Origin of the sequence: Halomonas halodenitrificans DSM 735 (genome assembly GCF_000620045.1) — a bacterium.
Lineage (GTDB): Bacteria > Pseudomonadota > Gammaproteobacteria > Pseudomonadales > Halomonadaceae > Halomonas > Halomonas halodenitrificans.
The window spans coordinates 48,487-71,994 of sequence record NZ_KK211060.1 but is presented as its reverse complement, the minus strand read 5'-3'; the positions used below and the strand labels follow the sequence as shown (position 1 = coordinate 71,994).

General features: G+C 65.5%; 19 protein-coding genes. 7 read left to right on the top strand and 12 right to left on the bottom strand.

Annotated features, from left to right (window positions below; genetic code table 11):
- Nucleotides 1-156 precede the first annotated feature (156 nt).
- Both Q358_RS17850 and cysS read left to right on the top strand, forming a co-directional pair.
- The gene (locus Q358_RS17850) at nt 157-1,956 is read left to right on the top strand and encodes a glutamine--tRNA ligase/YqeY domain fusion protein (RefSeq protein WP_084286613.1); all 1,800 of its coding nucleotides are present in this window, start codon (nt 157-159) and stop codon (nt 1,954-1,956) included.
- Nucleotides 1,957-1,967: 11 nt separating this feature from the next.
- On the top strand, nt 1,968-3,380 hold the full coding sequence (gene cysS, locus Q358_RS0115955; protein WP_027962880.1) for a cysteine--tRNA ligase: 1,413 nt from the start codon (nt 1,968-1,970) through the stop codon (nt 3,378-3,380).
- Between the two features lie 102 nt (nt 3,381-3,482).
- Here the strand turns inward: cysS and Q358_RS0115950 are convergent, their stop codons facing one another.
- On the bottom strand, nt 3,483-4,772 hold the full coding sequence (locus Q358_RS0115950; protein WP_027962879.1) for a type II toxin-antitoxin system HipA family toxin: 1,290 nt from the start codon (nt 4,770-4,772) through the stop codon (nt 3,483-3,485).
- Nucleotides 4,762-5,040, bottom strand: coding sequence for a helix-turn-helix domain-containing protein (locus Q358_RS0115945; protein WP_027962878.1), 279 nt, complete (start codon nt 5,038-5,040; stop codon nt 4,762-4,764). The genes Q358_RS0115950 and Q358_RS0115945 overlap by 11 nt, the downstream gene beginning before the upstream one ends.
- A gap of 192 nt (nt 5,041-5,232) precedes the next feature.
- Between Q358_RS0115945 and Q358_RS0115940 the strand changes: the two genes are divergently transcribed.
- Nucleotides 5,233-6,858 (top strand): phospholipase D family protein, encoded by a 1,626-nt coding sequence (locus tag Q358_RS0115940; RefSeq protein WP_084286612.1) that lies wholly within the window; start codon nt 5,233-5,235, stop codon nt 6,856-6,858.
- A gap of 600 nt (nt 6,859-7,458) precedes the next feature.
- On the opposite strand, the gene Q358_RS0115930 is transcribed toward Q358_RS0115940, so the two are convergent.
- The 10 genes from Q358_RS0115930 to Q358_RS0115885 form a co-directional block, all read right to left on the bottom strand.
- Nucleotides 7,459-8,772 (bottom strand): type II toxin-antitoxin system HipA family toxin, encoded by a 1,314-nt coding sequence (locus Q358_RS0115930; RefSeq protein WP_043488635.1) that lies wholly within the window; start codon nt 8,770-8,772, stop codon nt 7,459-7,461.
- Nucleotides 8,766-9,026: a helix-turn-helix domain-containing protein gene (locus tag Q358_RS0115925; RefSeq protein WP_027962875.1), complete on the bottom strand. Its 261-nt coding sequence runs from the start codon at nt 9,024-9,026 to the stop codon at nt 8,766-8,768. Before Q358_RS0115925 ends, Q358_RS0115930 begins: the two co-directional genes overlap by 7 nt.
- Before the next feature lie 239 nt (nt 9,027-9,265).
- Complete coding sequence (locus tag Q358_RS0115920; RefSeq protein ID WP_027962874.1) at nt 9,266-9,616, bottom strand: DUF1853 family protein; 351 nt, start codon at nt 9,614-9,616, stop codon at nt 9,266-9,268.
- Nucleotides 9,617-9,712: 96 nt separating this feature from the next.
- A complete protein-coding gene (locus Q358_RS0115915) occupies nt 9,713-11,581 on the bottom strand; it encodes a beta propeller repeat protein (RefSeq protein WP_051530478.1) in 1,869 nt (622 codons plus the stop codon).
- Between the two features lie 45 nt (nt 11,582-11,626).
- A complete protein-coding gene (locus tag Q358_RS17840; RefSeq protein ID WP_051530476.1) occupies nt 11,627-12,751 on the bottom strand; it encodes a P-loop NTPase in 1,125 nt (374 codons plus the stop codon).
- Between the two features lie 13 nt (nt 12,752-12,764).
- The gene (locus tag Q358_RS0115905; protein WP_027962872.1) at nt 12,765-13,562 is read right to left on the bottom strand and encodes a DOMON domain-containing protein; all 798 of its coding nucleotides are present in this window, start codon (nt 13,560-13,562) and stop codon (nt 12,765-12,767) included.
- 47 nt (nt 13,563-13,609) lie between these two features.
- Complete coding sequence (locus tag Q358_RS17835; protein WP_051530474.1) at nt 13,610-14,350, bottom strand: molecular chaperone TorD family protein; 741 nt, start codon at nt 14,348-14,350, stop codon at nt 13,610-13,612.
- A gap of 14 nt (nt 14,351-14,364) precedes the next feature.
- The gene (clrB, locus tag Q358_RS0115895) at nt 14,365-15,345 is read right to left on the bottom strand and encodes a chlorate reductase subunit beta (protein ID WP_027962871.1); all 981 of its coding nucleotides are present in this window, start codon (nt 15,343-15,345) and stop codon (nt 14,365-14,367) included.
- A 12-nt stretch (nt 15,346-15,357) separates the two neighbouring features.
- Nucleotides 15,358-18,129 (bottom strand): chlorate reductase subunit alpha, encoded by a 2,772-nt coding sequence (gene clrA / locus Q358_RS17830; protein ID WP_245598345.1) that lies wholly within the window; start codon nt 18,127-18,129, stop codon nt 15,358-15,360.
- Nucleotides 18,130-18,555: 426 nt separating this feature from the next.
- On the bottom strand, nt 18,556-19,596 hold the full coding sequence (locus Q358_RS0115885) for a DUF1853 family protein (RefSeq protein ID WP_245598344.1): 1,041 nt from the start codon (nt 19,594-19,596) through the stop codon (nt 18,556-18,558).
- 27 nt (nt 19,597-19,623) lie between these two features.
- On the opposite strand from Q358_RS0115885, the gene osmF reads away from it, so the two are divergent.
- The 4 genes from osmF to Q358_RS0115865 are packed head-to-tail and all read left to right on the top strand — an operon-like array spanning nt 19,624 to nt 23,399.
- Entirely contained in the window at nt 19,624-20,535 is a 912-nt protein-coding gene (gene osmF / locus Q358_RS0115880) for a glycine betaine ABC transporter substrate-binding protein OsmF (protein WP_027962869.1), read from the top strand.
- Nucleotides 20,536-20,542: 7 nt separating this feature from the next.
- Nucleotides 20,543-21,721 carry an ABC transporter permease gene (locus tag Q358_RS0115875; RefSeq protein WP_051530488.1) on the top strand — a complete coding sequence of 393 codons (1,179 nt, stop codon included), beginning with the start codon at nt 20,543-20,545 and terminating at the stop codon, nt 21,719-21,721.
- Nucleotides 21,718-22,674, top strand: a complete 957-nt coding sequence (locus Q358_RS0115870) for an ABC transporter ATP-binding protein (RefSeq protein WP_027962867.1) — start codon at nt 21,718-21,720, stop codon at nt 22,672-22,674. Before Q358_RS0115875 ends, Q358_RS0115870 begins: the two co-directional genes overlap by 4 nt.
- Nucleotides 22,671-23,399 (top strand): ABC transporter permease, encoded by a 729-nt coding sequence (locus Q358_RS0115865; protein ID WP_027962866.1) that lies wholly within the window; start codon nt 22,671-22,673, stop codon nt 23,397-23,399. Before Q358_RS0115870 ends, Q358_RS0115865 begins: the two co-directional genes overlap by 4 nt.
- Nucleotides 23,400-23,508 lie beyond the last annotated feature (109 nt).

Sequence of the window (23,508 nt, the reverse complement as noted above, 5' to 3'; positions counted from 1 at the left end):
GAAGAGGAGGTCCTATGCCAGGGATGGCATCGGTAGCGCCCAGGGAGGGGTTCACAGCGCCTCCTCGCAGGCTCGTCGCCGGAACAGCCCCGAGCAGTGAAGGCCACTGTCAACGGCCCCCGGACCGCACTCCAACCAGAGGTTGTTTTCCCAACCATGACCACCGACACCACCAGCGCGCCGAACTTTATTCGCAACCAGATTCGTGACGAGATCGAGGCCGGCCGTGACGGCAAGGTCGTGACCCGCTTCCCGCCGGAGCCCAACGGCTTCCTGCACATCGGGCACGCCAAGTCGATCTGCCTCAACTTCGGCCTGGCCGAGCAATTCGGTGGTGACTGTCACCTGCGCTTCGATGACACCAACCCGGCGAAGGAAGAGCAGGCGTATATCGACGCCATCAAGGAAGACGTCAACTGGCTGGGCTTTCAGTGGAGCGGCGAGGTGCGCTTCGCCTCCGACTACTTCGGCCAACTCTACGCCTGGGCCCAGCACCTGATCGGCGAGGGCAAGGCCTATGTCGACGACCTCTCCCCGGACGAGATCCGCGAGTACCGCGGCAGCCTGACCCAGCCGGGGCGCCCGAGTCCCTATCGCGAGCGCTCCCCCGAGGAGAACCTCGACCTGCTGGAGCGCATGCGCCGCGGCGAGTTCGCCGAGGGCGAGAAGGTGCTGCGGGCCAGGATCGACATGGCCTCGCCCAACATCAATATGCGCGACCCGATCCTCTACCGCATTCGCCATGCCAGCCACCACCAGACCGGTGACAAGTGGAAGATCTACCCCTCCTACGACTTCACCCATGGCCAGTCCGACGCCATCGAGGGGATCTCCCACTCCATCTGCACCCTGGAGTTCGAGGACCATCGCCCGCTCTACGAGTGGTTCCTGGCCAACCTGCCGGTGCCGGCGACGCCGCGTCAGATCGAGTTCGCCCGGCTCAACCTGAACTACACCCTGACCTCCAAGCGCAAGCTCAAGCTGCTGGTGGACCAGGAGATCGTGGATGGCTGGGACGACCCCCGCCTGCCGACCATCTCCGGGATGCGTCGCCGAGGCTATACGCCGGCCTCGGTTCGCAAGTTCTGCGATATGATCGGCGTGACCCGCGCCGATGGCGGCCTGGTCGAGATCGGTATGCTCTATCACGCGATCCGCTCGGACCTCGAGGACAACGCGCCCCGGGCCATGGCCGTGCTCAAGCCCCTCAAGGTGGTGCTGACCAATGTGCCCGAGGGGCATGAAGAGACCTATGCGGTGCCCGGCCACCCGGCGCGGGATGACATGCCCGTGCGCCAGATTCCCTTCGGGCGGGAGCTGTATATCGACCAGGACGACTTCATGGAGGAGCCGCCCAAGAAGTTCTTCCGCCTGGCGCCGGGCAAGGAGGTACGCCTGCGCAACAGCTATGTGATCCGCTGCGACGAGGTGATCAAGGATGCCGCCGGCGAGGTCAGCGAGCTGCGCTGCTCCGTGGACTTCGACACCCTGGGCAAGAACCCCGAGGGGCGCAAGGTCAAGGGCGTGATCCACTGGGTCAGTGTCGAACACGGGGTGCCCATGGAGGTGCGGCTCTACGACAACCTCTTCCTGGAGGAGCAGCCGGACAAGGACAAGGACGCCGACTTCCTCGAGCACCTGAACCCCGAGTCGCTGGTGGTGCGCCAGGCCATCGGCGAGCCCAGCCTGGCCGAGGTGACGCCCGAGAGCCGCTTCCAGTTCGAGCGGGTGGGCTACTTCTGCGCCGACCGTCATGCCTGCCGCGATGGCAAGCTGGTGTTCAACCGCACCGTGAGCCTCAAGGACACCTGGGCCAAGACACAGAAGAAAGAGGCGCAGAAGCAAGAGGCGCAGAAGCAGGAGGCTCACAAGCCAGAGTCCGGGAAGCCAGAGCCCGGGAAGCCAGAGTCCGGGAAGCCAGAGTCCGGGAAGCCAGACGCGCAGAAGAAGGGCTGAGCATGACCGATATGCAGATCTACAACACGCTGACCCGCCGCAAGGAAGCCTTCACGCCCATCGACCCGGGCAAGGTGCGGATGTATGTCTGCGGCATGACCGTCTATGACTACTGCCACCTGGGCCATGCCCGGGTGATGGTGGCCTTCGACGTGATCACCCGCTACCTGCGCTACAGGGGCTATGACGTTACCTATGTGCGCAATGTCACCGATATCGACGACAAGATCCTGCGCCGGGCCGACGAGAATGGCGAGTCGATCGCCTCGCTCACCGAGCGCATGATCGAGGCGATGCACGAGGACGAGGCGCGTCTCGGGGTGTTACCGCCGGATGAGGAGCCCCGGGCGACCCGGCATATCGATGATATCGTCGCCATGATCGAGACCCTGATCGCCAAGGACTACGCCTATGCGGCGGATAACGGCGATGTCTACTACCGGGTGCGCCGCTTCGAGGGCTACGGCAAGCTCAACAACCGCGACCTCGACGAGATGCGCTCCGGCGCCCGCATCGAGGTCGATGAGCACAAGGAAGACCCCCTGGACTTCGTGCTCTGGAAGGCCGCCAAGCCCGGCGAGGCGAGCTGGCCATCGCCCTGGGGCGAGGGGCGCCCTGGCTGGCATATCGAATGTTCGGCCATGTCGAAGTGCTGCCTGGGCGAGACCTTCGACATCCACGGCGGTGGGCCGGACCTGACCTTCCCGCACCATGAGAACGAGATCGCCCAGTCCGAGGCAGCCAACGGCAAGCCCTTCGTCAACACCTGGATGCACGCCGGGGCGGTGCGGGTGGACCACGAGAAGATGTCCAAGTCGCTGGGCAACTTCTTCACCATCCGCGAGGTGCTCGAGCACCACGACCCCGAGGTGGTGCGCTACCTGCTGGTGGCCAGCCACTACCGAAGCGCCATCAACTACGCCCCGGAAGCCCTGGCGGACGCCCGCAAGTCGCTGGAGCGTTTCTATAATTCTCTCGAAGGGTTGTCTCTCGAGGGCGTCGAGCCCGTGGCAGGACGAGTGGAAGGTGACTTCGACAGGCGCTTTGCCGCGGCCATGGATGACGACTTCAACACCGCCGGGGCGCTCTCGGTGCTCTTCGACCTGGCTCGGGAACTGAATCGGGCCAGGAAGGAGACCCCCGACCGGGCGCCGGCCCTGGCCGCCGAGCTCCGGCGCCTGGGGGGCATCCTGGGCCTGCTGCAACAGGACCCGGCGAGCTTCCTCAAGGCGGGCGCCGGCGAGCTGCCGCTCACACAGGCGCAGATCCAGGCGCGGATCGACGCCCGGGCCGCGGCCAAGAAGGCCAGGGACTTCGCCGCCGCCGACGCCATCCGCGACGAACTCGCCGCCCTGGGCATCATCCTCAAGGACTCCCGGGAAGGCACCGGCTGGGTCTTCGAGAAGCCCGACGCCGCGTCATAGATAGCCGCTTCACCCCGAACGCTTCTCACTGGAAAGCCACAACGTCCGGCCCCGACGCTTACCGGGATCGGGCGTTGTGGTAGCCGAGGTGGCAGCGAGAGGTTATCCGATCCAGAGGCCGCGGTTGGCTTTCTGAAGAAAATCCAGGCGCTGCGCTATTTCTCGACGCACACTCGTGCTAACCCCCAGTGTCTTGGCCACTTCATTCCATTCGTTGATCGCCGTTACCACTTCCTCGATAACCTGTCTGGCCTCGTGCCAGCGAGCGAACCCGGCCTGATCGGCCAGTGCCTGAATGACCTGTAACGGTGGATTCTTGCCGTGTCCCATAAAGGCGGTGGCATGCTCATCATAAGGACCAGGACTGAAGGTGAGGTCATATCCGGGGGAGAGGCGCCACCGGCCATCATCCTGCAGCAGAAAGGCCCAGTTCTTGCTGTGATCGTCCTGATTGCAGGCGAAGAGGTTGAAGATGGCTCGTCGAAACAGTGCGCCGCCGACGGCGGGACTGCCACAGAGGACCTGGCCGGCTTTGATCAGGTCTTCGTAGTCAAGCGATGGCAGGCGGAAGTCAGCATCCAGCAGGCCGCAGGCACTGCTCATGTGGTAGCGCCCCTGCGGGTTGCAGTCGAAGCGGCGTAATGCCAGCCAGGCCACTGCCGGAGAGCCCGCGGGAGGAGAGATGAGCTGCCAGTCTGGTGTTTCTATGCCAGCCTGTTTGGCCAGGGCCAAGTAGGCCGCTTCGCACAACCCTTCTTCATGTCCCAGCGCCAGGGCGTTGGAAGTGAACTTGATCAACCACGGCTCCAGTTCCGGGTGAGGGCGAGTGCTGGCCCGATCGGTAGCGCCCGGCGACAGATAGACCTGGGCCTTGGGGCGTGCGCCGCCCGAGCTGCCGGCCTGGGCCAGGGCAGCGAGCACCGTGTCTGTCTGGCCCTCGAAGAGTCGTCGAGCCTGTTCACCCAGCTCGCCCAGGCGACTCCAGTGATCGGCTTCGCCCTCATCGACAAGCGGTGCTGCTGGATAGTAACTGAGCGCCCCCATGCCATCCTCCCCGACGAAAGCCAGCCGGTCCATGGCTGTCACGGCATGTGGTGGAATGCCGTGCTGCCGAAACAGCCGGTCCATCAGCATCAGGCCCCAGCCATCTGGGAGTGAATCGGCAAACAGGCCGTGGAGTCCCTTGTGGGGGGATGGCGGGGCCGCGTGCAGGCGTGTGTCGAAGGGGAGGTGAAACGGCGACAAGCTGTGCTGCTGACGACAGTAGGCCTCGTCGTACTGGAAGAAGGCACCCTCCCTGTTTTGGGCCAGGCGGCCGACGAACACCTGGCGACCATCGCTGAGGCGGCGGCGCACCTCCAGGTGCCGGATGGGCCTGAAATCACTCGTCACGCAGTACCTCCTCGATGCTGCGAGGCATGGTCGGCCTGGGCGCGGTCAGCTCCGCTATAGGCTCCAGGCGATCCACGCTTTGCCATAGCAGCAGAAACTGACGCAGCGAAATCTGGCCGGTCGTCTCGAATCGCTTGATCGTGGGGGCCGGCACACCGCTGCGCTCGGCGAGAGCGGCGCGTGATAGTTTCTGCTCTCGGCGACGCTGTCGAACCGCCCCTGCCAGGTCGTGCTGGACATCGCTGGCCGTCAGTAATGTGAGTCGCATGACAGTCCTTTTAGACATTATACTATCTAATTTTTCTTTATTTGTTCCTTTTTAGATATGATAGTATCTTTTTTTGTTTGAGAAAGGAAGCGCTGGAGGAGGGCATTGGACAGCCTGGAGTGGGCAGAAGACCTCGATGGCGAGGTGAGGTATGTTCTACTCCCTTGTACATCTTATTGTTGCAGGTCTGTCATGGTCAGGAAGTCGAAGGAGTCAGTACGAGGCTCGGTCAGTCTCGAGGCGTTCGGCGAGTCGCCGGCGCCTGAGGGTCGAGTCATCAGGGGGCTGGCGCTGAGCGTAGTGCTTGGACTGCTGCTGGGTGGCTGTACCCTGCCCTCCCTGGAAGGGCGGAGCATGACCCGGGCGCTACCCCTTGAGCAGGCCCGTGATACCACCCTGGGACGGCTGGTATTGGACAAGGTGGACCGCCATCCCGCGCGCAGCGGCATCCACCCGCTGAGTGATGCCCACGAGGCCTTTGCCGCCCGAATGCTGCTGGCGGAGTCCGCCGAGCAGACCCTCGACCTGCAGTACTACATCTGGCACAACGACACCTCGGGCAGCCTGCTGTTCGACGCCGCGCGACGCGCCGCCGACCGCGGCGTCCGGGTCAGGCTGCTGCTGGACGACAACAACACCCTGGGGCTGGACGACACCCTGGCGGCCCTGGACGCCCACCCGAACATCGAGGTGCGTCTCTTCAATCCCTTCGTGGTGCGCTCGCCGCGGGCCATCGGTTATGTGACCGACTTTTCCCGCGCCAATCGCCGCATGCACAACAAGTCGTTCACCATCGACAACCAGGTCACCATCATCGGCGGGCGAAACGTCGGCGACGAGTATTTCGGCGCCACCCGGGGCGTGTTGTTCTCGGACCTGGACGTGATGGCCATCGGGCCGGTCGTGCAGAGGGTATCCGCGGACTTCGATCGCTACTGGAGCAGCCCGTCTTCCTATCCGCTCAGCCGGCTTGTGGATAGCGCCGGCAGGGAGGGCTTGGCCCGGATGGCCGCCACAGCCGAGCAGAGGCGCCGCCTGCCGGAGGCGCAAGGCTACCTGGCGGCGCTGGAGGCGAGCGACCTGGTGAGCGAGCTGGTGCGCGGCGACCTGAGCTTCGAGTGGACAAAGACCCGGATGGTCAGCGATGACCCCTCCAAGGGCCTGGGGGAGGCCGAAGAGCAGGAGCTCCTGAACAGCCGACTCGGCGAGCTCGTGAGCGCCCCGACGCGCCGGCTCGACCTGGTCTCCCCCTACTTCGTGCCCATGCAGGAGGGCGCCAGCTGGCTGGCGGGCCTGGCAGAGCAGGGGGTGCGGGTCAGGGTGCTGACCAACTCCCTGGAGGCCACCGACGTGGCCGCGGTGCATGCCGGCTATGCAAAGCGCCGCCGGGACCTGCTCGATGCCGGGGTGCAGCTGTTCGAGCTGAAGCGCCGAGGCTCCCGGGAGGCCATCACCCACAGCAGCCCCTTCGGGCGCTTTGGCAGCTCCGGCTCGAGCCTGCACGCCAAGACATTCGCCGTGGATGGAGACTGGGCATTTGTGGGGTCGTTCAACCTGGACCCGCGCTCGGCGCGCCTCAACACCGAGCTCGGCTTCATGATCGAGAGCCCGACCCTGGCCACGGCCATGCATGACGCCTTCGATGACCGCGTGCCCGAGCAGAGCTATCGCGTCAGGCTGGCAGACGACGGCAGCCTGGTCTGGCACGAGCAGGCCGACGGGGATGAGGTCGTGCATCACAGCGAGCCGAATTCCGGCCTGCTGCGCCGGGCCGGCGTGAAAGTCATGTCGTGGCTACCCATCGAATGGCTGCTGTAGATGCCCGGGTGTAAAACCCGCCGGCAGCCCTGGGGTCAGCCACATGGGGTCAGACCCCAGGGGGTGGGGTCAGACCCCACCGGCTAGGGGGAGCCCCTTGGGGTCAGACCCTGAGGCCTCCCCACGAATAGAATAAGAAAATCAGTACATTAGGATTGAAAAAAGTCTGCATGGGCAGGCATGTTGTTAATCGCCAAACAAACAATATGCCGAGGAGCCCATGCAGACGCCCCAATTCTTGCACAGGATTCTGACGACTTCAGCCACCCTGTTGCACTCAGCCCGCTTCAATGCCCTCGCAACATGTGTCGAGGCCTTATTATCGGGGCAACGCCTGTCCCTGACCGCGGTCGGACGACGGCTCCCGCGTCGGATTCAGCCCAAGCATGCGATAAAGTGCGTCGATCGCCTGCTTGGCAATCATGGAGCGGGCGCCAATACCACGCCCGATGCGCCTTCGGCTTATCGGGCCTACGCGACCATCCTCATGGGGTCAGACCCCATCTGATGCCGTCGGCGACGACGAAGACGCGTTGCCAGCCGGCGTCGGGGTGCCATAGGGCGAGCTGTAGCGGGGCCGTGTGGCGCTGGAAAGGCTCGCTAAGCGAGAAAGTCCTCAAGCCTTGCCGCTTGCTGGAGAATACCTTCGAAAATGGGGTCGCTAGTGCTCGCAGGAAAGTCATCAGGCAGACGGCCATCGATATCAGTGATGATCCTGCCTGCTCGCTCGACAATATCTTGAATCGCTGCGGTGGCTCGATCAATGGAGAACCCCGCTTGGTTTGCGGTATGGATAAAATGCCTCGGCTCCACCCTCGCCCAACGGTAATGTCGGTTCTTGCCCTTCACAGCCATTGCCATCTTGGCTCTCTCGGGCGCCAAGCTGCCTTGGCGCATGAGAGGGTAGGCCGATATAACATCATATAGTGGCGTCATCCGATAAGCGCTGCCCGGCTCGAGGAACAGGCTGAAGTTTTTGGCATGGCCGTCGATAGCGGCTAATACCCAGAATAGTAGTTGCGCCTTGAAGAAGAGTTCCTGGTCCCGCCTGGCTTGCTGAGAGCCGCGCAATAGCCGCAGAGCGTCAGGGATGCCGGGGCCGCCATCGCTTTCATACTTCAGTGCTGGGGCCACGCCCAGCGCCTGGCAGAAATCTTCCTGAGGGAGGCGCATGAGCCAGGAGCCGTCTTCCGACCATCGCCGGTCAAATCGTTCGACAACGAGTACCTGTTGTGTGCCGAATTGTGCGAGTTTGGCCTGTGCCACGGGCATACCAAAGGCTTCCAGCAGTTGAAGGCAGAGCCACTCGTTTTCGCCGCTCTGCCGCAGATCGATATTGCTGTGATCTAGAAAGCCGATCGGCAGCTTGAAGATATGACTGGTCGGCGTACTGCCCGTGGGGCGTTGCCATGTTTCTTGATACCAGAGCAAGGCGGTCTTTTCCTGGGCCCCCGCCAGCGAGATGCGGAAATCCTGATTTCGAGCCATTCCCAGCGGTGCGTCCTGGTACCCCGCCAACAGTGCCTCGATAGCATGCTCATCTAGCGGCTCGGCGGATACATGCCGTACGCTTGGCATCGTCATGTCGCACGGATAGAGCTGGATGGCGCCGACACAGTCGCGACCAATGCTGGCCAGCAGGTCGAACGGATGCCGGGTTGGGACCTGAAACTGTGCCTGCATGCGGGCGCGTATCGCCTCCGAGTCCGGAAGCAGGTTGTCGAAGAAATTGTAGACGGCCTCGCCTCGGTACGGTGCCGTGGTCAGTGGCAGCGATAAGGAGATGGCCCGGGCGCCGGGGCGCTTAAGCCATTCCGGCCGGTATTGAAAGATCATGGCACCAGAACGAGCTAAGCTCAGGGTCCCGACCTTCACCCCATTCATCGCGACGCTTAGATTCGTCGAGCTCACCATTCTTGATCCCAGCCTTCGTCATTGCCCGTGATACCAACGGTTGACTCGCGATCGCCAACGTACAGCTCGAGCTCCAGCGCCGAGAGCAGTTTGAAGAGTGTTTCGATCTGGCTTCGCTCTGGATGGTTCTCGAACCCGGATACGGTCGCCTGCTTGATCCCGGCCAGCTCCGCGGTGGTGTTCTGTGTCAGTTGTTGCTCCCGCCTCGCGTTCTTTAAGGCTTGCGAAAGCATGTCCGGAGACGTGATCTTCATTTTATCCTCTATGGCGGATAATAAAGGGTTTATCCTTTGCAGCGGATAATTATATTTTATCCTCTATCAAGGATAACTATAAAGGGTAACTATCGCTAGGCATCCCTTGGGTGACGCCACCCAGATCGGCGGCCTTGCCGGGGCACCTGGCGACGCCAGTCGCGAGGCAGAGCCTCCCTCCTACCGTGTTATCGAGACTCCATGAGGAGCCTCTTGGGGTCAGACCTCGGGAGTTGGGGTCAGACCCCAGGGGTTGGGGGTCTGACCCCATCTGATGCCCTCGGCGGCAGTGGGATCTGCCGGGGCCAGCCGCCGGCGACGACGAAGATGCGTTGCCAGCCGGCGTCGGGGTGCCACAGGGCGAGCTGTAGCGGGGCCGTGTGGCGGTGAAAGTGCGCGCTGAGCTGGGCGTCCAGCTCGCGCAGGGCCAGCAGGTGCTCGGGGCGGGGCAGGGCGAGCCAGTGGGGCTTGGCGATTTGCGAGGCGTGGGTTCCGCCGTCGCGGTAGCGGTGCCAGTCTCGCCAGTGCAGCCAGAGGCCCCTCAGGTGGTCGGGTGTGGTCTCGCTCGATGGCGTCCCGGGTCGCGTCACGCTCGGTCATCCGCAGCTGGTGGCGATGCAGGTGCTCGCGCTTGCCGGCCGCTCCGCTATCTCTCCATGTCATAGCGAGAAGGGACTGGCACTCGATTAATCACGGCGCAGGATCGTGCCGCGATCGCCCACGGCATAGACGTCGCCACCCCGGGTGGCACAGATGGCGCGCAGGCCGACATCACTGCCGCTGGGCTCGGTCAGCCACTGGCCCTCTTCCAGGCGCAGGATGCGCCCCCGGGTGCCCACCGCAAAAGTGCCGGCGGCCGGGGTGCCGGCCAGTCCCAGCAGGTCATCGCGCAGGCGGGTCGCCTGAAGCTGCCAGCGCTGGCCGTTGAAGTGTGCCAGGGTACCCGACAGTCCCACGGCGTAGATATCATCCAGCGCCGATCCCCAGACGCCATACAGAAAGTTCTCCGTGCCGACGTTGAACTCGCCCCACTCCTTGCCGTTGTAGCGCAGCACCAGGCCGAAATCGCCGACCGCCAGCAGGTGCCGATCGTCCCAGCCGTGGAGGCTGTAGAGCGCCGATTGAGTGCCGCTGGGCATGCGCTTCCAGCCCAGGCCATCGAAGTGAAGAATCAGGCCCTCATCGCCGGCCGCGTAGATCGAGTCGGGGCCGGTACCCCACAGGGAGAGAATCGTGAGGTCGAGATGCAGATCGAAATGCAGTTGCCAGCGACTGCCATCGAAGCGGTAGATGCGGCCGAGCTGTCCGGCGGCAAACAGCCCGTTACCGCTGTCCCAGAGGCAATGCACCGCGAGTTCGCTGGGGGCGGGCAGGGCGCGCCAGCCATCCGCGTCGAGCCGCAGCACGGTGCCCGCCTCGCCGCAGGCATAGCAGGTGCCGTCACTGGCTTCGTGAATGCCCCACAGCTGGTTGGCGGTGGGTGAGGTCATGGCGGTCCAGGGGCTCGACTGCGGAGCCGCCGGCGGGGGCGCCAGGGCAGCGGTGAAATCGGGGGCGGCGGTCATGATGGTGCCGAAATCACCCACCGCCAGGGCCTCGCCGGTGGGTAGCGTGATGATGTCCATCAGGTCATGATGACTGTTGCTCTCCAGGCGATCGAGACGCAGCGCCTTGAAGTAGTAGAGATGACCCTGATCGCCGACGATCAGCACGCCATCCTTGTAGGCCTTCAGCGCGCGCAGGCGCGGCATCGGCGTATCGAAGGTCAGCGCCTGGAACTCGCCGTGGCGGTAGCGCACCAGCTCCCCGCGAAAGCCTCCCTGGTCGACGAAGTAGCGTCCGCCGCCCAGCAGCAGTTCATCGTCTCCCAGCAGCAGCATCGCCTGGAATCCCGAGCTCAGGGGGCAGTCCAGTGCCCGCCAGTCGCCCTCCGGGTCGCGCTGGAGTACCGTGCCCTCGCCACCGGCGGCGTAGACGGTGCCGTTGGGGGCACAGGCCACGGCGCGTAGATTGATGCGTGTCGGGCTCGTCTCCTGATGCCACTCGTCGCCGTCGTGGTGAAGGATCATGCCGTCATCGCCCACCGCCCAGGCCTCGCCCGCGGCGTTGCCGTCGATGGCGAAGAGCGGGGTGTTTTCGCTGCAGGGGGCGAAGCGCCCCTGGTCATCGACGATGCCACCGCGCTGCAGGTGCCACTCGGCGCCGTCGAAATGCAGGATGGTTCCCATCCAGCCCACCGCGATCAGACGGTCGGGGCTCGGCCCCCAGAGGCCGTGCAGCGGCAGGTTGGTGGGCACGCTCATGGGCTCCCACTGCTTCCCGGCGGCGTCGGGGGCGCCGGTATAGCGCAGTACCATGCCCTCGTCGCCGACCACGAACACCTCGCCGTCACCGGCCCAGCCCGACCAGAGCACATCCCCGTCACCCGCCCCGACCTCGGGCACCCGGCGCCAGGGGGCACGCTGGGGCGTTCGTGACCTGGCGCCGTCGAACAGCTGACTGAAGAAGCGGCGGCGATCGACCTGGGGAGTGTCGCCATGGCGGGCCTGGGTCATGGTGTAGCGTCCTCGTGAATGAGTGATGTGGTGCGGGCGTAGCGGCTAGCGGGAAGCGTCGTCGTCCGGGAAGGAGGCCCCACCGGCGCCGAGCAGGGCACCCAGCTCCGCACGCAGGGCGTCGCGCTGTTCGTCGGGAACATCCGCCAGTGCCGTCTCCAGGTCATCGGACAGGCCATCGGACATCGACGGATGCTGGCTCAGTGTCTGCAGGGAATCCGCGGCGGCGGCGGCAAAGGCCTCACGGGCATGGGCGATACACGCCTCCACCACCGGTGAGAAGGCGCGAGCCTCGATGCCTCGAGGATCATCGAGCACGATGGGGCGCCCGCTATCGGAACCGGTGGCCAGGGCCGGCGAAAGGGGAATCTGTGCCAGGGAGTCCACGCCGACCTCGGCCAGTGCCGCGGCCAGGTGAGCACGCGGGAAGAGGTGAAATTCGCCTCCGCAGTGCGGGCAGGTGACACCGGCCATGTTCTCCACGACGCCGAGCAGCGGCATGCCGCGCTCCTGGCAGAAGCGCACCGCCTTGAGGCTGTCCATCAGCGCCACCTCCTGGGGCGTGGTGGCCAACAGGGCCGCCACGTCGTGCCCCTCGAGCAGGTCGGCCAGGGTGATCAGCTCGTTGCCGGTACCCGGCGGCATGTCGATCACCAGAAAGTCCAGCGGACCCCAGTCGAACGAGCCGACCAGGTGGTGCATGAAGTCGTGCTTGTAGGCATCCCGCCATACGATGGGGGTGTCGTCACTCTCCATCATGAAGGCCAGGGAGCCCACCCGGATGGGATGGTCGATGCCCTCGGTGCGAAAGGCCCGGGGGCCGAGGCCACGCTCATCGAGGCGCACGCGCTCGCCGACGAAGCCGAAGAAGCGGCTCTGGTTGGGGCCGTGGATATCGGCATCGGCGATGCCGACGCGGTAGCCACTGGCGGCAAGGCCGGCGGCGACATTGGCCGAGACGGTGCTCTTCCCCACGCCGCCCTTGTTGGCCATCACCATGATGATCTGACCGATGCTCGCCAGGCGCGACTCGAGCAGCTGCTTTTCATGATGCCCCTTCTCCAGCCCGCAGGTCGTCTCGTCCGGGCAGAACTGGCAGGCATGACCGCGACCGCAATCTTCGGGCGCCAGCGCCAGCGGATCCTGAGGGGGAAAGTGGGAAACTGACATCGGCGGTAACTCCTTAGTTGCCGGTATCGTTGTCGAGACCGGTATCCAGCAGAATCCAGGTATGGGTGACACGCTTGTTGCCGTCGCGTTCGTTGTCGCTACCCTGCCAGACGGCGAAGGCGATCGGAACCTGCTCGCGCTCGAGGCCCACATCGTACTCGCCGCCGGCCGCCAGGGGGCGCGACATCACCACCCGCCACATGCTGTCCTGCTCGATGGCATCGGGATAGTAGGCGCCTATCCCCGTGACGGGTTGCTCGTCGAGAGTCGTGGTGCTGCGGTAACCGCCGGCGGCGAGGTTCTCGACCCGGTCCGCGTCATCGGCTCGCCAGTACCAGATGTTGACGGGATTATCCGGGCCCGATCCCATCATGTAGGAGGTGTCGGTATCGCCGATGGCGTACTGGATGGCCACCCCGTCACGGAAGCTGTCCACGGTGGTTGCGGTGTCCTGGCTGTGATCCTTCCACTGCAGCCGAACATGGAAGCGTTCGCTGGAGCGAGCGACCTGGAAGTAGAGGTGCTTGCTGCGGCTGGCGCCCTCGTCGAAGCGCAGCTTGACCGATTGATGGACCGGCGGCGCCACGAACAGCTCGGTGCGATACATCGGCAGTCGATCCCAGATGATGTCATCCGGGTCATCCTCGGTGCGCAGGTAGATGTTGTCGGGCAGGCGTGCCGCCTGGACGCTGTCACCCGGCTTGATCTCGGTGATATTGGGGTTGACCTCGGTGTGGTCGGCCCAGGCGCCGGCCGAGGTGAGCGCCAGGGCACACGCCAGGGTGCCGTGAAGAATGAAACGCGTTGTCATGGCAAATCTCCTCGTAAGGGGAACAGGCCCTTGTAGGTGCCCTCCGGTCAGCCCCACATCGGGCCGGCATCGAGTTCAGAGCGTTCCTCGGCACCACGGGGGGGCGGGCAGGGGCCGACTCGGGAGGCCAGCGCCGCCTGTCGGTCGTTTACCCAGCCGGGGAGCACCGCGATCAGTTGCGCCAGTGTCGGATCGAGTGCGTCGATTCGTTCGGCGTTGAAGCGCTCCTGGATGGCCGCCAGCAGCGGTCTCACATAGCGGGCGATAAAGTCGCGTTGCGCGCGCTGATAGGGCGCAGGATCACGCCCGGCCAGCAGCGCCTGGTGCTCGAGGTGGCACAGCAGGGCACAGAATTCGAGCATGGCCACCAGGTGGTCGGGCTCATCGGCATGGCCCTCGTCGCCCCGGGCGGCCTGCAGATCGAAATGGCGATAGAAGGCCTGGACGTTGAGCAGGAAGCTGCCCGGCGTCTGCCCGCCCAGCAGACCCGAATAGGCGCTGGCCACCAGCGGCACTCGTGGCTTGCCACGCTGCCCTTGTACGAAGGTGCTCATATAGCCGAGCTCCAGTGCGGCAAGGTCCGGGCTTGCCGGCAGCTCCGGCCAGGACTCGCCGGTCAGGGTCTGCCAGGCGGGAGTCAGTGCCTCGCGCAGGCGCCCGCTCTCGAGCGCCTGCTGGGTCTCGGCCAGTGGATAGCCGAACAGCACGGCGGTCAGGCGGTAGACCGCCTCGGCGGCGACGAGGCGCTCGACCTCGTCGGTGTGTGGGGTAGGGGAAGGTGTGCTCACGGGGGCTCCTCGTCTCAGCTCAGCTTGAACATCTCGGCGTGCTTGTAGCCGATCAAGGTGTCCATCAGCTCACTCTCGCGTCCCTCGGCCTTGGCCTGGCGCTCGGCCTGCAGGGTATCGAGCACCTCGCCCACGCGAGGACCGAAGAGGCTCTCCAGGTAGCCGAGGGGAATGCGCGACTCGTCCAGCTCCTGGCCCTCGGCACCGTAGCGAGACGGCGAGAGGGGTGGCACATAGAAGACATTGGGCTGAGTGCCCCACTCGGCATGCAGCGGCAGCGCGACCTTGTGCTTCTCCACCAGCTGATGGATGGGGCCGTCCTCGTCGTCGCGATAACCGATCCAGCGAATTCGCCCGACGCACTGCTGGGCACAGGCGGTCGGCAGCCCCTTCTCGATACGCGGATAGCAGAAGATGCACTTCTCCGACTTGGAGATCTGCTCGTTGAAGTAGATCTTCTTGTAGGGGCAGGCGTTGACGCAGTAGCGGTAGCCGCGGCAGCGCTCCTGGTCCACCAGCACGATGCCGTCTTCCTGACGCTTGTAGATGGCGTTGCGTGAACACGCCGCCAGGCAGGCCGGGTTGTCGCAGTGGTTGCACAGGCGAGGCAGGTAGAAGTAGTAGCTGTTGGGGTAGTCACCCTCGCCCCGGTCTTCATCCCAGTTGGCCCCCCAGGTCGGCTTGACATGGGGACGCAGCCAGGGGTCGGTGCCGGTCATCAGCGCTTCCTGGTAGTTGTACTCCCAGGGAATGCCGTAGTCTTCCTGGCTCGGCTGGCGCCCCAGGCGCAGGGCACCCTCCTTGTCGAAGCCGCCGCCCATGTTTTGATAGTCGCGGGGATAGCCCTCTCCCGGCTGTGTCTCCACGTTGTTCCAGTACATGAACTCGCGACCGTTGCGGTTGGTCCACATCAGCTTGCAGGCCGCGGAGCAGGTGTGACAGCCGATGCACTTGTTAAGATCCAGCACCATGCTGAGTTGGCGTTTGACAGCCATGACGATCTCCTCTTAAACGGCCCGCGGGTCAGTGATGTCTTCGGCCTTGGCCAGCTCGATGTCGTAGCTGGACTCATGGATATGCTGGTTGGCATTCCACATGGCATAGATGAACTTCAGGTGTCCCCAGCCACCCGCCAGCTCCAGCGGTTGCAGGAACACGGCGTGGGAGACGTTCATGTTGCGGCGATGGATATACTGATGCGGCTCCCAGCCGTGCTCCATCATGATCGAGTCTGCCGGAAGGCTCGGGTAGAACTTGGCCTGGGCAAAGAAGTCCCCGTTGCCGTTGAAGAGCCGCACCGTGTCACCGTCCTGGATCCCTTTCTGCTCGGCCAGCCTGGGGTTGATATAGATATTGGGTTCGCCACGCTGTAGGCGCAGCAGGTACTTGTTGCTGCGCCAGTTGGAGTGAATCGCCCAGCGGGAGTGCGGCGAGTAGAACTTCAACGGGTAGTTGGACGCCTCGGGTCCCGCGAACAGGCGTGCCGTGGGCACGGTGGAATTCAGCTTCTTGAACCAGGGGTGGTCGCAGTAGAAGGTGATGCGTCCGGTCAGGGTGTCGTAGGGCTTCTTGCCATCGGTCTGGGCGGTGAACGGATCATAGGCCCTGTCCGCCTCGAGCGGCTGATTCAGTCCCGCGTGCTCGTTCATCACGATAAAGCCGCGTTCGGCGGCCTCTTCCAGGCTTACCCCCCCAAACTCCGGCGAATCCTCGATGATGTGCTTGAGCACGTCATAATCCGTGTTCAGCGTGCCCTGGCGCGTGAAGTCATCATGAATGGTGTGCAGGTCACGGGTAACGTCACCATCCTGGATCGGGCCGATGCCACGAGCGATGGCCCTTTCCTGAATCTTCCGGGTGAGCAGCGCCATGATTTCCCAGTCCGGCTTTGACTCACCCACCGGCGGAACCGACTGGGTAAAGACATTGGCGAAGCGGTGATACCCCTGGGTGCGGATATCCCACGCCTCATAATGACTGGCCGCCGGCAGCACGTAGTCGGCCCACTCCGCGGTGGAGTCCATGCGCACGTTGATGTTCACGTACAGCTCTTCCGCCTGGCGCAGATGCTCCTCGCGGTACTTGTGTGACATCTTGTTGCGGCGGAAGGTGTTGTCCGCAATGGCGATCATGCCCTTGATCTCGCCATGGTAGGGCATCCAGCCCTTCTCGATGGACTCGTCCATCATCTCTTCCATCTCGTCGAGGTCGAAGCCGACGCGCTCCTTGAGCTTGGCGTTATCGAAGTGATTGCGGGCGCCCTCCATCATTCCGCCGCGCAGGAACTCGCCCAGGCCACCCGGCTCCAGGCGAGCCGATTTCTTGCCCTCGAAGCCGGCCAGTTCCGTCCAGCGCGGGTGGTTCCACACCACCCAGGAGGTGTCGAGGCCGCCGGTGCGACCGCCATGGCCGGTCAGTGCCAGCGTCAGCGCGTAGCCCCAGCAGGTGTACAGGCAGTTGGAATAGCTCGACGTGATATAGCCGAGCATGATGATCGCCTTGTGGGCCTCGGCCAGGTGGCGGGCCTCCCGGCGAACGACATCGGGGTGGATGTTGGTGGTCTCGAAGGTCGACTCGGGGGTGAACTTGGCCGCCTCGCGCTTGACCTGCTCGAAGACCGTGGTGACCGCGATGCCGTCGACCTCGAACTCGCCTTCGATGGCCGGGTCCACGTCACCCAGCTTCAGGGTCTTGTCATCATCGCCCATGGAGCCCTTGGCCCTTACCGCCTGGCCGCTGTTCAGGTCCCAGTGGTAGAACACCTCGTCGGAACCGCCTTCCACCCGGTCCTTTTCGCGCAGCAGCTGGCCGTCGTCGAGGCGTACCAGCATCGGCAGGTCGGTCTGCTCCTTCATGAAGGCGGGTTTAAACAGGTTCTCTTCGATGATGACGTTCACCAGCGACATGGCCAGGAACGGGTCGGTGCCCTGATTGATCGGCATCCACAGGTCGGTGTGAATGGCGCTGGGGTTGTAGTCCGGTGCCGTGCTGGTGATGCGTGCGCCGTTGTACTTGGCTTCCCAGATGTAGTGGGCATCCGGGATGCGGGTGGCGTTGGGGTTGATCATGCCGAGCATGATGTAGTCGGCATCGAACCAGGCGTCCGAGGTGAAGCTCTCCAGCGGGTTGCCGTAGGCCAGATGGGCACCGGTCAACAGGTCGCCCACCACGGTGAAGCCGTCGAGCTGAATGCCACCCACCAGGGCGGCAAAGCGGGCGGGCCCGGACTGGCGCACCATGGTCTGGTTGCCGGACCCCTGGTGAGTCTTGAGCTTGCCGGGGCCATGCTTCTCGAAGATATCGATGATCTTGTCGGCGACCTCCTCGGTGGCCTGGTCCCAGGAGATGCGCTGCCACTTGCCCTCGCCGCGCTCGCCCGCCCGTTTCAACGGATAGCGCAGGCGGTCGGCCTCGTACATCGACGTGGAGTGGATGGCGCCTTTCTGGCAGCCACGCGGGTTGGCGTCAGGGATGTTGGGGTTGACCTGGGGGTACTTGGCGATCTGCTCCTCGCGAATGACGATGCCGTCCTTTACATAGACGTTCCAGGCACAGTTGCCCATGCAGTTGATGCAGTGGGCCGCATGGCCGACGCTGTCCCAGGTCCACTCGTTGCGGTAGAGATCTTCCCAGCCGCGGTAGGGATACTCGGTGGCCAGGGTGTCGTTGATGGGCTCCAGGCGGTTGAGCGCCCAGACATTGCCGCTGAGCATGGCGCCGGTGCCGGTGATGCCCAGCCCCTTCAGGAAATCGCGACGCTTAAGCTTCCACATCCCCATGGTTCTCTCCTCATCAAGGGCCATCGCCGGCCATGGAACCGCAGCGGCGATGAAACGCATATCACGGCCTTTTATAACGTTTGCTAATCAAGAACTGACATCTAATAAACCGGGTGGCCGGTTACCGCGTTGCACCGGAGCAGGGACGGATGTCGTGCCAGGAGGAGTGCGGCTGTCAGGGAAGATGGATGGCGTATTCGGCCACCTTGGCTTGACTAGGCATTTCGCCTGGAATTATAGCCGTTGTATACCGGTGGTATAGGGCAGATCGGTGCTGGTACAGCGTGATCTGAAGCGGAGATGATGTGTATCAATAAATCGTGGCGGTAAGGGAAGTTGGCCTTGTATACAAGGAATCGTGGCGCTGCCCGGCCCGAGGAACAGCCTGTCGAAGGCTCGACAGGGGAAATGGCGATGAATCCGAGTCTATGTCCTCGGCGGGAGGGGGATCTGCCGGGGCCAGTCGTCGGCGACGATAAACACGCGTCGCCAGCCGGCCTCGGGGTGCCACAGGACGATCTGCAATGGCGCGGCAGGCGTGCGGAAATAGGCGATAAGCTGGGTGTCGAGTTCACGCAGCGCCAGCAGACGCTCGGGCCGGGGCAGGGCGAGCCAGTGGGGCTTGCCAAGCCTGATGCCCCGGGTGCCGCGAGGCAGGCCGTGGCGATAGCGATACCAATCGCGCCAGTGCAGCCAGAGGCCCCGCAGATGGTCGGGCGTTGCCTCGCGTGGCGGCGGCAGGGGGTGGTGCCAGGGAGCGAAGAGTACGCCGGGAATGGCGACCCGGCTGCTTGGCGCCGATAGCGTCGCGGTCGAGGGGGCGCGCGCTCCCAGCGTGGCCCCGATGGCCTCCCGGGTCTCGGGCCGCTCGGTCATCCGCAGCTGGTGGCGATGCAGGTGCTCGCGCTTGCCGGCCAGGCTGTCGGCGCCGCCGGGGCCGATCCAGCGGGCCTGGGCGCGGTCGTCGCTAGGCCCCTCTGCCAGCCCCAGGTAGAACTTGATGGCCACCTCGAGATGGATGATCGACGCCTCACCGTGGCGTCGATAGAGCAGGTCGAGCTCGCCGAGGGTGATCCTGCCGTCCATGATGCGCAGGTTATGGGCCAGCAGCTCCGTGCCGGGCGCCATGGCGAGCAGGAACTGCCAGAGTCGCTCGTGATAGAGCCCCATGCGGCCTTGTAGCGTGCCGCCGACATGGTCCTCGAGCGCCTGGGGCCAGGTCTCCAGCTCATCCAGCCAGCCGGCGACACGGTCGTCATCGGCCAGGCCCAGGACCCCCCGGCTCGGGCGTCCCGGCCAGGGCATGGCGATCAGGTCGGGGGCCAGCAGCAGCCACGCCAGATCGCGCACCAGCGGGTGGTGGCAGCGATCCAGCAGGGGCGTTGCGTCGGTGAACATGCCAGTATCCTGTGCGTTGGCGGTGGCGTGCTGCAGGTATTCCCGGGTTTCCTTATACTCAGGGTACATTCATGATCCGTCGGGTGGTATTCCGCCATGCAACGTCCCCTGTTTTCCCTCGCCGCCGTCGCCACCGCCGTGTCGCTTGGCGCCACGCCGCTGCAGGCCCAGGAGCCGGTCACGGTCTCCTCCAAGATCGATACCGAGGGCTCGGTGCTGGGCGAGTTGATCATTCAGCGCCTCGAGGCCGGCGGCGTCGAGGTGGAGGAGCGGCTGCAGCTGGGCGCCACCAGCATCGTGCGCGAGGCGCTGCTGGCCGGTGAGATCGACCTCTACCCCGAGTACACCGGCAACGGGGCCTTCTTCTTCGACATGACCGACAACGACGCCTGGCACGACCCCCGGGCCGCCTATGAGACGGTGCGCGAGCGGGATGCCGAGAATGGCCTGACCTGGCTGGCGCCGGCCCCGGCCAACAATACCTGGGCGATCAGCGTGCGCGGCGAGCTGGCCAGGGAGCACGACTTGACCACCCTGGAGGATCTGACCAGCTACCTGGAGCAGGGCGAGACCTTCAAGCTGGCCGCCAGCGCCGAGTTCGTCGAATCCGAGCAGGCGCTGCCCGCCTTCCAGGCGGCCTATGGCTTCGCGCTGAATGACGACCAGCTGCTGGTGCTCTCCGGAGGCAATACCGCTTCCACCATGCGCGCCGCCGCCCAGCAGACCAGTGGGGTGAATGCGGCCATGACCTACGGCACCGACGGCGGCCTCAAGGCACTGGACCTGATGGTGCTGGAGGATACCCTGGGCGTGCAGCCGGTCTACCAGCCGGCCCCGGTGGTGCGTGACGAGGTGCTGGCGGCCTGGCCGGAGGTCGAGGAGCTGCTGGCGCCGGTCTTCGCGGCGCTGGATCTCGATACCCTGCAGCGCCTCAACGGTGACGTGGCGGTCAACGGGCGTCCCCCGGCCGATGTCGCCGCCGACTTCCTGTCTAGCCTGAAGGAGTAACCGCGTGTTGCGCAGGGAGGCGCCCTCCAATCCTGTGGTGTTGATGCTGTCACTGGCGGCGCTGGCCTGTTGGCTGTGGCTGCCACTGGGCAGTATCGCCCCCAACCGGATCGTGCCGGGCACGGCCTACTCGCTGCCTGAGGCCCTGGGCTGGCCGCTGACGGTGGCCAGCTGCCTGCCGCTGCTGGGGCTGGCGGTCGTGGCCTGGCGGCCCGGCCGGCTCGCCTATTATGCGGCCCTGGCCCTGACGCTGTTGCTGCTGATGGCCCTGCCGCTCTGGCTGGCGCTGATGGCGCAGCGCCACCTCGACCCCGAACTGCCCCAGGCGAGGCTCGGCATTGGAGCGGCCGGGTGGCTTGCGCTGTTCTGGCTCTCGCTGCTGCTGGTCGAGTTGCGGACACGCCTGGCCCTCGCCGGCTGGCAGCTGGGGCTTTGGCTACTACCGGTGCTGGGCGCCTGGTGGCTGACGGCCCCCTGGCTCGAGTCGCTGGCGCTCTGGCAGGAGTTCAGGGGCCGAGGAGAGGCCTTCGTCGAGGCGCTGGTCCAGCACCTGCTGCTGGTGGGCGGGGCCGTGGGCACGAGCCTGCTGCTGGGGGCGGCCATCGCCCTGGCCATGCGCCAGAATCCCCGCGTCGAGCGTCTCGGCTTTGCGCTGCTCAACTTCCTGCAGACGATTCCCAGCCTGGCGCTGTTCGGCCTGCTGCTGGCGCCGCTGGCCTGGCTGTCGGCCAGGGTCGAGTGGCTCGCGGCGCTGGGTGTCAGCGGCATCGGCTGGGCGCCGGCCTTTCTGGCCCTGCTGGGCTATAGCCTGCTGCCCATGGTGCGCAACACCTTCGTTGCCCTCTCCGAGGTGGACCCCGGCGTGCTGGAGGCGGCGCGCGGCATGGGCATGAGCCGCGGCCAGGTGTTTCGCCAGGTGCGCCTGCCGCTGGCGCTGCCGGTGGTGCTGGAGGGTGTGCGCATCACCTCCGTCCAGGCCATCGGCCTGACCGCCGTCGCCGCCCTGATCGGGGCCGGGGGCCTGGGCACCTTTATCTTCCAGGGGCTGGGCCAGGCGGCCATGGATCTGGTGCTGCTCGGCGCCCTGCCGATCCTGGCCATGGCCCTGGCCGTCGATGCGCTGCTGGGCGCGCTCTCCCGGCGCCTGGATCACCGCAACGGTCAGACCACAGGAGCCAGCCCATGATCGAGCTCAAGAGCGTCACCAAGCGTTTCGGCAGCGAGACGGCGGTGGACGCCATCTCCCTGACGGTGGAACGCGGCGAGCTGTGCGCCCTGGTGGGCACCTCGGGCTGCGGCAAGTCCACCACCCTGCGCATGATCAATCGCCTGATCGAGCACGATGGCGGCGAGATCCATATCGAGGGCCGCCCCATCCGGGAGTTCGACGGGCGCCTGCTGCGCCGGCGGATCGGCTATGCCATCCAGAGCACCGGGCTCTTCCCGCACTGGACGGTGGCCCGCAATATCGGCCTGGTGCCGCGGTTGCTCAAGTGGCCGGCCGCCCGGGTCGCCGAGCGCGTCGAGGAGCTGATGCTGCTGCTGGGCCTGCCGGTCGAGCAGTTTGCCGCCAAGTATCCGGCCCAGCTCTCCGGGGGCCAGGCTCAGCGGGTGGGCGTGGCCCGGGCGCTGGCGGCGGACCCGGATATCCTGCTGATGGATGAGCCCTTCGGCGCCCTGGACCCGATCACCCGGGAGGGGCTGCAGGCCGAGCTGCGTGACCTGCAGGCACGCCTGCAGAAGACCATCGTCTTCGTGACCCACGACATGGACGAGGCCCTGGCCCTGGCCGACCGGCTGGTGGTGATGAACGCCGGGCGCATCGTTCAGCAGGGCGGGCCCCTGGAGCTGCTTCGCGCGCCGGCGGACGACTTCGTGGCATCGCTGCTGGGCGGCGATGACCGGGGCCTCAAGGCGGCCGCCATCACCCGGGTCGGCGAGCGGATGCTGCCCCTGGCGACGCGTCCGATGCCCCCGGCCCGGGTGTCTCGCGAGGCCACTCTGCACCAGGCCCTGGCGGTGATGTTTCGCGAGCACGCCGAGCGCCTGGCGGTGGTGGATGGCGACGACCAGCCAGTGGGCGAGATCTCGCTGCGCCGCATCGTCGGCGCCGGGCGTGAGGGAGGCGGCGAGCCATGAGTCGGAGCGCCTTCAAGCGCTGGCGGGCGCCGCTGGCCTGGTGTGCCCTGTTGCTGGTGCTGGCCACGGGGGGCGAGTGGTTCGAAGCGCTCTTGCGCTGGAGCGACCCCGAGGCCCGCCGGGTGCTCTATCCCCAGGCCGACCTGCTGACGCTGTTGCTGCGCCACCTCTGGGTGGTGGCCATCGCCTCGGGCCTGGCCGTGGTGCTGGGGGTGGGGGCGGCGATCCTGGTGACCCGCCCCGGGGGGCGCGACTTCCTGCCCCTGGTGGCCCAGGCGGCATCCATGGGCCAGACGTTTCCGCCGGTGGCGGTGCTGGCCCTGGCGGTGCCGGTGCTGGGCTTCGGTACCTGGCCGATCATCGTGGCGCTGCTGCTCTACGGGCTGCTGCCGATCGTGCGCAATACCCTGGCGGGCCTGGAGGGCCTGGACCCCGGGGTGGAAGAGGCCGCCCGGGGCATGGGCATGGGGGCCGCCCAGCGGCTATGGCGGGTGGAGCTGCCCCTGGCGGCGCCGGTGATCCTGGCCGGCATCCGCACCTCGGTGACCGTGAATATCGCCACGGCGGCGCTGGGCGCCACCGTGGGGGCGAGCAACCTCGGGGCGCCGATCATCGCCGGTATCATCAACGGCAATACCGCCTATATCCTCCAGGGGGCGGTATTGATCGGCCTGCTGGCGCTAACGGTGGATAGCCTCTTCGCCCGCTTGAGCCGGCGGGGCTAACCGGGTGGCAAGCCCCGGAACACTGGTCTTCGACCAAAGGGGCATGCGCTTTGGCTGTCGAATCTCGTCAGGTTACGTTAACGTCAACTTTGGGTTGCGTTGATCCCCC